The organism is Bradyrhizobium sp. IAR9 (genome assembly GCF_013408065.1).
Classification (GTDB): domain Bacteria; phylum Pseudomonadota; class Alphaproteobacteria; order Rhizobiales; family Xanthobacteraceae; genus Bradyrhizobium.
In genome coordinates, this window is sequence record NZ_JACBZW010000006.1 from 128,661 (window position 1) to 141,793 (window position 13,133).

Below are 13,133 nucleotides of genomic sequence, written 5' to 3' on the forward strand. Positions count from 1 at the left end.
GCCACCTCGATTCCGGCAAGCCCTAATCCGACGGCAGTCCCTGCTCGATCCCGCGAAAGCGCAGCGGGGCCAGAGCCGCGGCGCGCTGCCACCAGTCGGCGACACGGTCGTCGAGCGCGGTCACACCACGGCCCTGGCCGGGGAAGATCCGGATCTGCTGCACCGCCTCGGCTTCGAACCCCCCGCCGCTGCGCGTGATCTTGAGGGCGGCGCCTTCACGGTCCCGCTGGGTCAGCGGCACCAACAGGCGGCCGCGCGGCCGAAGCGCCTCGAGCCAGAGCGGATGCGGATGCGAGAAGCCGGCGTGGATGATGATCACGTCAGCGGGCTCGCGGATCTCCTCACATCCGTCGCCATGGACCACCTCGACGTTATGATAAGTCTGAAGGAAACCTGCAGCGCGGCGCGCCAGACGCTCGTCGCATTCGATGGCGATCACCCTGCCCTTCGGTCCCACGATCCTCGACAACACCGCCGAGAAATAGCCGAGCCCGCAGCCGATCTGGACCACGCGGTGCTTCTCCTTGATGTCGAGCAAATCGATGAAATGCGCCCACAGGCTGGGCAGCCCGGTGTCGAGCTTGCGGCGCGCGTCGATTGCGACCAGCACGTTGTCATAGAGATGGACGGGATCGCCATCCGGCGTCAGCCGATAGCTGCGCGCCGCTTCACTCTTGATCCGCCAGGGCCCTCTCGGCAGAAAGTTTTCGCGCGGGATGGCGGCGAGCGCTTCGAGCAGGCGCTTTGAGACAATCCGCTCGCGCTTTGCAATCCTCTCCACATAGCGCGCACGCGCGGCGGCAAGATCGCTCATGTCAGGGGTCGGCGCGTTCGCGGACCGGCGCGTCCGCACCGAGCTCGTTGACGAGCTGCACCGCCTGCTTCAGGTCCGGCGTGTAAAAACCCTCGCTGAACTTGCCGACAACAGGCACGAGCAGCAGACGCGCGTGCTCGCGCCTGCCGGCTTGATGTGACAGGTGCGCGAGGCTGACGGCGGTGCGAAGCTCCCAGGACAACGCGCCCTGCTTGCGCGCGATCTCCAGCGACAGCGCGAACAGATCGCCGGCCTCCTGTGCCGAGGCCGGGTCTCCGTCCGACAGCGTGATCTCGCCCTGCAGGCGGTAGACTTCGGCGAGATAGGAATGATCGCCGGTCCGCCGCGCGGTCGCGAGCGCACCATCGAGCGCGCGCAAGGCGGCCTCGCGCATCCCGACCTTGGCGTAGGCCTCCGCAAGCAGGCAGCGGAACCAGCAGCCGGCGAGCCAGGAATCCATCGCCTCGTACTCGTCGAGGCCGAAGCGCATCTGGCTGAGGCCTTCATCGGCCTCGCCGAGTTGCGCCAGCGCCCAGCCGCGCAGGATCGCCGCCTGCTGCTTCCAATGCAGAAAATTATGCTCGGTGGCGATGATCATGGCGCGGTTGGCATGGTCGCGCGTGCCCTCGACGTCGCGCAAGTGCTGGCAGAGATACGCACCGAACACGAGCGCGAAGGCGAGCGTGAAAGGATGGCGGATCTTCTCGGCATTCGCGATCGCCTGCTCGCTGTGTTGGCGCGCCGCGTCGGGCCGGCCGAGGAACCACAGGAGGTAGCCGAGATAGGACAGCGAGACGACGCCGGGATCGATGCCATGCCGCTCCATCAGATCGGAGTGGAGATCCGGGCTGTAGAGATTGATGCAGCGGTGCAGATGATGTTGGGAAGCGGCAAAGCGGCCGCGATAGAGCATGGTCATCGCGATCGAGCGGTGCGCCTCGATCAGATAGCCGGTCTGCTGCGCCGGCTGTGCCCGCTCGTTGAGCCGCTCGCGCTTGGCGAATTTCAACAGCTCGACGCTGAGATCGTGCGCGCGGGTGAGATCGGCGCGGATGAAGTGACAGACCCAGAGCCCGCGGGTGGCGGCAAAGATCTTTTCGTCGTCGTCAAGCTGCTGGCCGAGCTCGAGCGCGCGGATGTAGTTCTCCTCGACCTCCTGGACCGCGTAGCCCTTGGCGGCGATCAGCGCGTTGCCGAGCGCAATGCGCAGCTCGAGCTCCATTTCGTCGGCGCCCTGCATCCGCGCATTGGCCTGCACGACGCTGAGGCCGCGGCGCAGATGGCCGATCGCCTCCAGATTGGCGCCGGTCTTGGCCGCCTGCTTGCCGGCCTTGAGCCAGAAGCTCGCGGCGCCCTCGCTCTGGCCGGATTCGGTCATGTGATGGGCGAGCAGCTCCGGTTCGCGCTCGGTCTTCTCCGGATACATCTCGGCAAGCACCTGGGCGATCCGTGAATGCAGCTTGCGCCGCTCGCTGTGCAGCAGGCTCGCATGCGCGGCGTTCTGGATCATGACGTGCTTGAAGGAATAGAGCGCATCGGGCGGAAGACCGCGGCGCATGATCAGCCCGGCCTGCTCCAGATGATTGAGCGCCGCCTCGATCTGTTCCGCCGGCGTATTGGCGACCGCGTGCAGCGTCTCGTAGGAAAACTCGCGACCGATGGTGGCGCCGATCTGCGCGATCCGCTTGAACGGCCCCATCCGGTCCAGCCGCGCCATCAGCGAGTCGGTCAGGGTTGCCGGGATCGCGAGCTGCCGCCACGGGCCCGACAGCACGTAGCGCCCTTGCCGCTCGGTCAGCAGGTTGGATTCGAGGACCGTCTTGGTCAGCTCCTCCAGGAACAGCGGCACGCCGTCGGTCTTGACGATGATCTCCTCGACGACCTCCTTGGGCAGCTCTCTGCCCGCGACGCGCTCCACCAGTGTGGCGCGCAGCTGCCGGCTCAGGCGGTTCAGCACCAGCGTCGTGATGTGCGAATGCGCGTTCCAGCTGGGCTGGAATTCGGACCGCGCGGTGATGATGACCAGGATCGGCCGGTTCTGCACCCGGTCGACCAGGAGGTCGATCACCTCGCGCGAGGTCGGGTCGATCCAGTGCAAATCCTCGAACGCGATCACCAGCGGCATCTCGCGCGCAAGGCCGAGGAAGTGATTGACCAGCGCCCCGACGGTCGCATCCTTCTGCTGCTGCGGCGACAGCTCGAGCCGTGGATAGCGGTCGCCGGTCGGTATCGACAACAGCGCGGCAAACAGCGGCGTGACCTGCTCGATGTCGCCATGAGCGGCGGCGATCGCGCTCTCCAGGCCCGCCAGCGACAGCGCGGACGCATCCTCGCGGTCGAGGCCGAGGTAGAATTTGAGCTGCTCGGCGAACGGATAGAACGCGGTGGACGTGTAATAGGGCGAGCACTGGAACGAGACCTGTCCATGCCGGTCGCCCGATATCCGCTCGAAGATTTCCTGGATGATGCGCGACTTGCCGATGCCGGGCTCGCCGAACTTGACCACGACCTGGCCGTCACCATCCTTGGCCTGCTCCCAGCGGCCCATCAACAGCGCGATCTCCTCCTCGCGGTTGACGAGCGGCGTCAGCCGCGTGCCCATGGCGGCGGCAAAACGGGTCTCCACCCGCGAGGCGCGCACCACGTGCCAGGCCTGCGTCTTCTCGGATATCCCCTTCAAGGCATGGACCCCGAGATTGCGGTAGTCGAACTTCCCCTTCAGCAGCGACTGGGTCGATGAGGAAATCACCACGCCATTGGGTGGCGCGAGGCCCTGCAGGCGCGCGGCGAGATTGACGGTTTCTCCGACCGCGGAGTCGCGCTCTTCGGTGCCCTGTCCGACGAGGTCGCCGACCACGACGAGGCCGGTCGCGATCCCGATGCGGACGGCGGGTGAGTGGCTGAGACCACCGCGCAGCTCGGTCGCGCGTGCGCTCGATAGCAGCCGCACGATCTCGAGCCCGGCGCGCACCGCGCGTTCGGCATCGTCCTCATGCGCGGTCGGATAGCCGAAATAGACGAGGATACCATCGCCGACGAAACGGGCGGCAAAGCCCTCGTAATGCTTGACCACACGGACGCAGGTTTCGCGGAAGCTCGCGATCATGTCGCGAACGTCTTCCGGATCGAACTGCACGGACAGCGAGGTGGAATCCACCATGTCACAGAACATGGTGGTGAGCTGACGCCGTTCAGCGCCGACCTCCGTGCGCGTTGGCGGCACCATTGTCGCGGGCGCCTCGGCCGTTTCCGCCTGAAACAGCGCCGCCATCGCCCGCTGCAGCCGCTTGCGATCGCCGAGCGGCAGTCCGAGCTCGACCAGATCGGATTCGGTCAGGTCACCCATGACGTCGAGATCGAGACGGTGCTGTACGAAGAGATCGGTGTAGTGGCCGAGGCCGACGCCCTCGAGCCAGCGCTTCAGCTCGCCTTCCCTTTCCGTGTCCGGCCCATTCTCCAGCATGGTGATTTCTGCCCGACCATAATTCCGTCGAAGGGCTTAGGGCCCCTCAACCACAGATTTTGGGGCCAAAACTTCACCTCAGACTGGACGCGTTCCCTGACTTCTTGGAAGAATAGCTCAATCGGATCAAAAGGGAACGGAATTGTCGGACGTCACACTCCCAGCCCCGGAGGAATCAAGCGGCACGGCGGCCGAAACGAAGACATTCGTCCATATCGGCGGCCTGCTCGATTTCTACGCCCGCAAGACGCCGAAGGCGCCCGCCCTCCTCGCCCCGGGTCGGCCCGTCCTCAACTACGGCGCGCTTGGCGAGGTGACGCAGGATCTCGTCGGCACGCTGCGCCGGCTCGGCATCACCTCTGCCGACCGGATTGCGGTTGCGCTGCCGCGCGGCGCCGACAGCGCGCTGGCGCTGATCGCGGTTGCCTCGAGCGGCGCCTGCGTCCCCGTCAATCCCGATCTGACCGCGGACGAGCTGCAGCGCTATTTCAGCGAACTGAAGCTGACCGCGCTCGTGACCCGGGCCGACATGAACTCGGCAAGCCGCGACGTCGCCAAGGCACTCGATATGGCGGTGATCGATTTCGTGCCGGGACCGCAAGACAATCTGGGCGGCGGCAAATTCATCGGTCCGACGGTCAGGCCGGCGGCGACCGGCGGCGCCTCGCGCGGCGACGACGATGCGTTCATCCTGTTGACGTCAGGCACGGCGGCGCGGCCGAAAATGGTACCGCTGACGCATCGCAATGTATGCCTGTCTGCCTACAATGCCGGCCACGTGCTGTCGCTTTCGTCCCGCGATCGCCTGCTCAACGTCCTGCCGCTGTTTCACGCCCATGGCCTGATCTCCGGCCTTTTGACGGCGCTGGCCGCGGGCTCCAGCGTGATCTGCACCGACGGTTTCGATGCACCGTCCTTCTTCGGCTGGATGCGGGAGCTGCAGCCGACCTGGTACACGGCGGTGCCGACCATCCATCGCGCGCTGCTGACGGCGGCGGAATCCGACCCGGACCGCGCCCGATCGTCGTCGCTGCGCGTGATCCGCTCGGCCTCGGCCTCGCTCGCGCCCACGATCCTCCAAGGACTGGAGGTGACGTTCGGCGTTCCCGTGCTCGAGACCTACGGCATGACCGAAGCGGCCTCGCAGATCGCGGCCAATCCGTTCGAGCAACGCAAGGTCGGATCGGTCGGGCGCGCCGCCGGCCCCGAGATCGCGATCATGGACGAGACGGGCCGCGCGCTTGCGAGCGGCGAGCGTGGCGAGATCATGCTGCGCGGACCGAACATGAGCCGCGGCTATTACAACGACGAGGCGGCGACAAAGGCCGCCTTCCGCGACGGCTGGTTCCGGACCGGCGATCTCGGCTATCTCGACGCGGACGGCTATCTCTTCATCGTCGGCCGCATCAAGGACGTCATCAATCGCGGCGGACAGAAGATCTCGCCGCTGGAGGTGGAAGAGGTCCTGCTCAGCCATCCGGCGGTGCTGGAGGCCGGCGTGTTCGCCGTCCCGCACGAAAAGCTCGGCGAGAACGTCGCCGCCGTCGTGGTGCTGCGACCGGATGCGGAGGCGACCTCGGATCAACTGCGCCAGTTCGCACGCAAACGGCTCGCGGCCTACAAGGTGCCGAGCTTGATCCGCAGCGTGGTAGCCCTGCCGAAAGGCGGCAGCGGCAAGGTCAAGCGCAACGCGCTGGCCGAGCTGATCGCCAAGCCGGAGAACGGCGACGAGGCACGGCTGCCGCGCAACGCGCTGGAGACACAACTCGCCGCGATCTGGGCCGGCCTGTTGGAGCTGCCGCAGGTCGGAATCGATCAGGACGTCTTCGCGCTCGGCGCGGATTCGCTCGCGGTGACGCAGATGCGCTCTCGCCTGCGCGAACGCTTCAACGTCGACTTCTCATTCGAGGACATCTTCGATTGCGCCACGGTCGTCGCGCTTGCAGCCCGGATCGACACCGCCGCAAGCCGGCACGGGGCGACACTGCCGGCCTGGCGGCAGGCGATGGAAGCAGACGCGCTGCTCTCGTTCCAGCAGCAGCGGATGTACGTGCTCTCGCGGCTCGATCCGACGCGCTACAATTACAACGTCGTCGAAGTCGCGGTGCTCAAGGGCCAGATCGACGTCGCCGCGCTTCAGGCGAGCCTTGCCGCGATCAGCGCACGCCACGAGGCGCTGCGCTCGGTCGTCGTCGAACGACGGGGCGAGCCGGCGCAGCTCGTGCTGCAATCGCCGCCGCGGCTCAAGCGGGTCAAGCTCAAGCCCTGTCCTGCCGACAAGCGGACCGCAGTGATCAGGCGCGAGGCGCTCAAGCTCGCGCAATACAAGTTCGATCTGGCGCACGAGCCGCCGCTGAAAGTCACCCTGCTGTCGTTCGACAAGACGAGCCATGCGCTGGTGGTCAATGTCCATCACCTCGTCACCGACGGCTGGTCGCAACGCCTGTTCTGGGAGGAGCTTGCCGCCCACTACGCCGCCGCTCACAAGAAGAGCGTGGCGGCATTGCCTTTGCCCGCTTTTCAATATCGCGACTTCGCGCTCTGGCAGCAGAGCTGGGCGCAGACGCCAGCAGCCAAGGACCAGCTCGACTATTGGCGAGGCCAGCTCGACGGCGTCACCACGCTGCCGCTGCGGACCGACCGGCCAAGGCCGGAGGTCTGGAGCGGTCACGGCGCTCGCCACTATTTCGAGTTCTCCAAGGCTCTCTCGGGCGATGTCCGAGCATTGAGCCAGGATCAGGGCGTCACGCCTTTTATGACGCTGCTCTCAGTCTTCCAGTGCCTGCTGTACCGCCACACTGGGCATGAGGACGTCGCGACGGGATCGCTGATCGCCAATCGCAACCAGATCGAGAGCGAGCGCCTGATCGGGCTGTTTGCCAACACCCTGATCCTGCGCAACGATTTTAGCGGCGACCCGAGCTTCAGCGAGATGTTGCGGCGGGTCCGGCAGGTCACGCTCGATGCCTACCGCAACCAGGACCTTGCGATCGAGGAGGTGTTGCGCGCATTGCAGATCGCACGCCGCAGTGACGGCAATCCGCTGTTCCGGATCATGTTCATCCTCCAGAACGCCTCGATCGAGGCGGCCCGCTTTCCCGGCCTCTCGACGCGGCGGCTGGAGATCGATCCGAAAGTGGCGCGCTTCGACATCACGCTCGAGCTGGTCGAGGCCGACGGTCGCTTCACCGGCTTCTTCGAATACGCCACCGACCTGTTCGACGCCGCGACGATCGACGGCATGGCGGCACAGTTCAAGTCTCTGCTGAAGGCCGTCATCGCCAATCCGGAGCAGCGCATCTCGCGCCTGCCGCTCCTCAACGAGGCCGAGCGCCGGCAATTGCTGGCGACAGGCCGGGGCGCGCCGGCGAATTTCGCCACAAGCGGCAATGTAAGCGAACGCTTCGACCACCAGGCCAGGACAATACCGAACGCCATCGCGGTGACGGACGGACACACCTCCCTGAGCTATCGCGAGCTGGCGCGCCGCAGCCGGTCGGTTGCGCGCTGGCTGGTGCGCGAAGGCGTCGGTGCCGAGAGCGTGGTGGCCTTGCTTGCCGATCGCGGCCCCGACCTACTCGCCGCGATGATCGGCGTGCAGCGCGCGGGCGCGGCCTTCCTCAATCTCGATCCCGATCAGCCGCCGGCGCGGCTCACGACCATTCTCGGATCGAGCTGCGCCCGCATGCTGCTGACCGGCCGCGCGCGGTCACCCATGGTCGGCGCGCTGCTCGAACCGCTGGTCGAGCGCATCCCGGTGGCCGAACTCGAAGATGCGATCGCCTCGGGATCGACCAAGCCGGCCCGCGCCGTACGGCGTACAGCCTCCGGCCTCGCCTATCTCATCTATACGTCCGGCTCCTCCGGCGCGTCGAAGGGCGTCATGATCGAGCAGCGGGGCCTGTCGAACCATCTGGCCTCGCTGATTGCCGAGCTCGGCCTCTCCGCTAGGGACGTGATTGCGCAGACCGCGCCGCAGAGCTTTGTCATATCGGTTTGGCAGTTCCTGGCGGGGCCGATGGTCGGCGCGCGCGTGCATGTCTGCGACAACGCGATCGTGCAGGACCCGATCCTGCTGGCGCGGGAGATCGAACGCGAAGGCATCACGGTGCTCGAGATCGTCCCGTCGCTTTTGCGCGTCATCGTCGAACGGATGAACGAGGCGCAGGTCCGGCGCGCCTTTGCGAGATTGCGGCTGCTGATCTCGACTGGCGAGCCGCTGCCCGTCGAGCTTTGCCAGGCCTGGTTCGCCCGTTGCCCAAAGGTGCCGCTGATCAACGCCTATGGCGCGTCGGAATGTTCCGACGACGTCTCCCTGCATCGCCTGACCAAAGCGCCGGCGAGCGCGACGAGCAACGTTCCGGTCGGCGCGCCGCTGCCGAACACCCAGCTCTACGTGCTCGACGCCAACCTCCAGCCGCAGCCGGTCGGCGTGACCGGCGAGCTCTGCATCGGCGGCGCCGGAATCGGCCGCGGCTATGTCAACGATCCCGCGCAGAGCCGGCAGCGCTTCCTGCCCGATCCGTTCTCGCGCCAGCCAGGCAGTCGGCTTTACCGCACCGGCGATCTTGCCCGCCGCCGTGCCGACGGGACGATCGAATGCCTCGGCCGCGCCGACCATCAGGTCAAGGTCCGCGGCTACCGTATCGAGCTCAAGGAGATCGAGAACGCGCTGGCCGACCATCCGGGCGTGCGGACCGGCATCGTCGAGCCGCGCCGCGAGGCGAGCGGCGACGTCAGGCTGATCGCCCATATCGTCGCAAAGCCCGACAGCCGGATCAGCGCCAGCGAGCTGCGCGAATTCCTGAAGAGCCGGTTGCCGGGCCACGCCATCCCGTCCGCATTCCTGTTCCTGGATCACGTGCCGCTCAATGCCCATGGCAAGATCGACCGGTCCGCACTGCTGGCGCCGACGCAGCAGGAGGCGCCCGGACCGGACGCGCCCGTGCCGGCGCGGCGCTTTACTGAAAAGGTGCTGTCCGACATCTGGATCGACCTGCTCAAGGTGGAAAGCCTGGGTGTCACTGACAATTTCTTCGACCTTGGCGGCCATTCGCTGCTGGCGGGCCAGGCGATGGCGCGCATCGCCCGCGCGCTCGGCGTGTCGCTGCCGATCAAGACCATCTTCGAGGCACCGACGATCGAAGGGCTTGCCCGGCGGGTCGACCAGGCCATGGCGGCGACGCCGCGCAAGCCTGCCGCAAGCGTGAAAAGTCTGGCTGAAGCGAGCCTGACCGATAGCAGCGGACCAACGCTCTCGATCGCGCAGGACCAGATGCTGCGGATCGAGCAGAACCTCCCGGGGTTGCCGCTGTTCAACCTGCCCTTCGCGTTCCGTCTGCAGGGTCCGCTCGATGCGGCCGCCCTGGCACAGGCGATCGAGGACGTCGTGCGCCGGCACGAATCGCTGCGGACCGCGTTCGGCTGGAACGGCGAGGAGCCCGTCAGCCGCATCGCCGCACCCGGCACCCTCGGCCGTGTCCTGACCATCGAGACGATCGGCGACGGTCATCCCCACGCCAACAAGCGGCGCAAGGCGCTGGAGCTCCGGAAGATCGATCTTCTGATCCAACAGGAGACCTCTACGCCCATCGACACGACGCGCGCGCCACTGCTCCGCGCCCGGCTGTTGCGGCTCCATGACGACGAACATGTGCTGCTGCTGACGCTGCATCATGCCATTGTCGACGGCTGGTCGATCGGCGTGCTGTTCGAGGAATTGTCCAGCCGCTATGCGGCGCTGGCCGGATATCAGTCGGTACCGCTACCGAAGCCGCCCCCGGCCTTTTCGGACGTCGCACGCTGGCAGCGCTGGTGGTGCGGCACGGACGCCGCCCGCCTGCAGGCGGCCGACTGGACGGAGAATTTGCGCGGCGCGGTGTCCGTTTTCGACGGCGAATCAAGCCCGGGCGCGTCGACCGGGCATCATCCGGTGAATCTGGATCGTGAGCTGATCAGCCGGCTCACGGTGTTCGCCGGCCGGCACAATGGCACGCTGTTCATGTGCCTGCTCACCGGTCTGAAGGCCCTGCTGCTGGCCCGGACAGGTCGCACCGACATCTCTATCGCGACCGCCATGGCCAATCGCGCCCAGCCGGACACCGACCGAATCGTCGGCCCGTTCGAGAACACGGTGATCGTCCGCACCAAAATCACGCCGGAGCTGTCGTTCACGCAGGCGCTAGCGCGGGTACGCCAGAGCGTGCTCGACGCGCATGCGCGGCAAGAGCTGCCCTTCGACATCCTGGCCGACCATCTGGAGCGGGAGGGCATCGATCCGGCCTCGCTGCTCCAAGTCTATTTCACGCTGCAAAATCCGCTGCGCCAGCCGCTCGATCTCCCGGACCTCGCGACAGGATCGATCGGCAACATCGCACGTGAAGGCCAGCCGGTGCTGCCGATCGACCAGACCTGGCTGTCGCTGATGCTCAAGGAGCGCCCGACCGGCATCACCGGCTCATGCAATTACAAGCTTGAGCTACTCGACGGCCGCAGGGTCGGCGCGTGGATGGAGGATCTCGTTGCGCTGCTGGAGGCCGCCGTCGCCCAGCCCAACACGCCGCTCGACCGATTACTCGCGCGCAACGCGGCGTGAGCGGATGACATCGCGGACTAATACGGGTTCACTCGTCAAAGCTGTGCATGACCAAGTTGCATCTTGATTATTTGGCGCCGTCGCGCAAGATTATTCCCGCGTTTTGATTTGGACGATTATTTTCCACCGGGGGAGTGTTATGGGTTTCATCAAATTTACAAAGGGCACGTCGTTGAGCGACAAGGACCGCAAGGCCCTCCAGAAGCTGCTCGGTGCCGAGAAGAAGAAGCTCCAGTCCGCGCTGAAGGACGTCGACGCCAGCCTTTCGGTGCTTGGCGGTTCGAAGAAAGCCAAGAAGAAGAAGAAGAGGTAAGATTCGTCGGCCGGGACGCCGTACGAATCTTTAGGGCTTCGCTTTTCGGGGATGGGCCGCTCGCGTGTCGAGTTGGGGTCTCGCACAAGCTTGCGCCTGTAAACCGGCCTGCAAATCGACAAGAATTCGCCCGGGTGGACCGCTAGAAGCGGTCCGCTTGATTGATTCTTGCTCAGTTGTTTCTTCCGTCGGGACCGGGGATCTGCCTTCGGCCTGACGCAAAAGGCCCAATTGATGGCGGACGACAGAATTGAACTCTTTGTCGGACTGATCGAGTCCATCGACGCGCCGGGCGCGGTCGAGGCCTGTCGACGGCTGCTCTCGGTCGACGAACGGGTCCGGGCCGATCGCTTCATGTTCGAGCGGCATCGGCGGCAGTATATTTTCGCACATGCGATGCTGCGCCTGGCGCTGTCGCAGATCGCCTCCAACGTCGCGCCGTCCGACTGGTCCTTTGCAGCCGGCCGCTATGGGCGGCCGTTTGTCGCAGCACCCGCGACCTCGAGCGCGCTGCATTTCAGCCTGTCTCATGCCGACGGCTGCGTCGCCTGCGTCGTGTCGAGACATGAGTCCGTCGGCGTCGACGTCGAAACCGTGTCGCGGCGGGTGGCGCCGCTGTCCACCGCGCTTCGCTTCTTTGCGCCGGAGGAGGTCGAAACGCTGCGCGGATTGCCCGAGCCCGCGGCGACCGAGCGCTTCTTCGACTATTGGACGCTCAAGGAAGCCTATCTGAAGGCCAGGGGCTTTGGGCTCAATCTGCCGCTCGACGCCTTCGCGATGCAGGTCTCGCGCGAGGCCATCGAGATCAGCTTCAAGCCCGATATCGCCGACGATCCCGACGGCTGGCGCTTCTCGCTGTGCTCGCCCTCACCCTCGCATCGCCTCGCGATCGCCGACGGCTCCCGTGCGGACGGTGGCCTTCCCATCAGCCGCAATGCCTGGCCGCTCCAGGAAGCGGCTGAATGACGCAGCCGCGGCTGCGCGTCTTTCCCGCGATTTCACGCAACCGCGACGCCGGAAAATATGTCGGCGAGTTGATGCGGGTGGCGCAGTTCGCCGACCGCAACGGATTCGAAGGCATATTGCTGTTCGAAGGCAACGACGTGTTCGTCGAGCCCTGGGCCATGGCCCAGCACGTCATGGCTGCGACGACGCGATCTTCGCCGCTGATCGCCGTCAATCCGGTCTACATGCACCCGTTCACGGCGGCGAAATTCGTCTCGTCCCTGGCGCAGCTTCACGGCCGCAAGGTCTATCTCAACATGATCACGGGGACCGCGGTCAGCGACTTGCAGGGGCTGGGCGACGACCAGTCGCATGCCGACCGCTATATCAGGCTCGGCGAATTCGTGGGGCTGATGCGGCAGTTGCTGGCAAGCCCGCGGCCGGTGAATTTCGAGGGCCGCTTCTACCGTGCGCACCATCTGCAGCTTCGCCCGCGCCTGCCGGCGGAGCTGATGCCCGAATTCCTGATCGCAGGCCAATCCGAGGCGGCCCAGCGCGTGGCGAAGGAGACCGGCTGCATCAAGATGCAGATGCTGCCGCCCGATCTCGATCGCGGCCTCAGCGTATCAGGCATGAATTTCGGCATCTTCGCCCGCGAGGGACGCGAGGAGGCGCGGCAGGCCGCGAAGCTGCGTTTCCGCGACAACCCTGACGATCGCGAGCTGCTCGTGCTCACCGTCGAGAACAGCGACTCCGTGTGGAAGCGGCACCTGTACGAGGGACAGACCGGCGAACTTCAGGACAATGGCTACTGGCTGCTGCCGTTCCTGACCTTCCAGGCCGACTGCCCCTATCTCGTCGGCAGCTACCGGGAGATCGGCGCGAAGCTGAAGGACTTTGCGGCCAAGGGGCTCACCACTGTTATGCTCGACATGGTGGCGGACGAGGCCGAGATGCAGCACGTCTGCATGGCGCTCGCGGCGAGCGGGATGTTTTGAGGACG

6 protein-coding genes are annotated in these 13,133 nt (G+C 66.0%); 4 read left to right on the plus strand and 2 right to left on the minus strand.

Annotation, left to right across the window (positions count from 1 at the left end):
* Window positions 1–22 precede the first annotated feature (22 nt).
* Both GGD67_RS18025 and GGD67_RS18030 read right to left on the minus strand, forming a co-directional pair.
* Window positions 23–814, minus strand: a complete 792-nt coding sequence (locus tag GGD67_RS18025) for a protein-L-isoaspartate O-methyltransferase (RefSeq protein WP_179734678.1) — start codon at window positions 812–814, stop codon at window positions 23–25.
* 1 nt (window position 815) lies between these two features.
* Window positions 816–4,277, minus strand: a complete 3,462-nt coding sequence (locus GGD67_RS18030) for an AAA family ATPase (protein WP_179734680.1) — start codon at window positions 4,275–4,277, stop codon at window positions 816–818.
* 142 nt (window positions 4,278–4,419) lie between these two features.
* Between GGD67_RS18030 and GGD67_RS18035 the strand changes: the two genes are divergently transcribed.
* From GGD67_RS18035 to GGD67_RS18050, 4 genes are all read left to right on the plus strand, one after another.
* Window positions 4,420–10,872 carry a non-ribosomal peptide synthetase gene (locus GGD67_RS18035; protein ID WP_179734682.1) on the plus strand — a complete coding sequence of 2,151 codons (6,453 nt, stop codon included), beginning with the start codon at window positions 4,420–4,422 and terminating at the stop codon, window positions 10,870–10,872.
* A 139-nt stretch (window positions 10,873–11,011) separates the two neighbouring features.
* Window positions 11,012–11,185: a hypothetical protein gene (locus tag GGD67_RS18040; RefSeq protein WP_177236989.1), complete on the plus strand. Its 174-nt coding sequence runs from the start codon at window positions 11,012–11,014 to the stop codon at window positions 11,183–11,185.
* Window positions 11,186–11,419: 234 nt separating this feature from the next.
* Window positions 11,420–12,151: a 4'-phosphopantetheinyl transferase superfamily protein gene (locus GGD67_RS18045; protein WP_018316960.1), complete on the plus strand. Its 732-nt coding sequence runs from the start codon at window positions 11,420–11,422 to the stop codon at window positions 12,149–12,151.
* Entirely contained in the window at window positions 12,148–13,128 is a 981-nt protein-coding gene (locus GGD67_RS18050) for an LLM class flavin-dependent oxidoreductase (RefSeq protein ID WP_179734684.1), read from the plus strand. Before GGD67_RS18045 ends, GGD67_RS18050 begins: the two co-directional genes overlap by 4 nt.
* The last annotated feature ends 5 nt before the right edge of the window (window positions 13,129–13,133 follow it).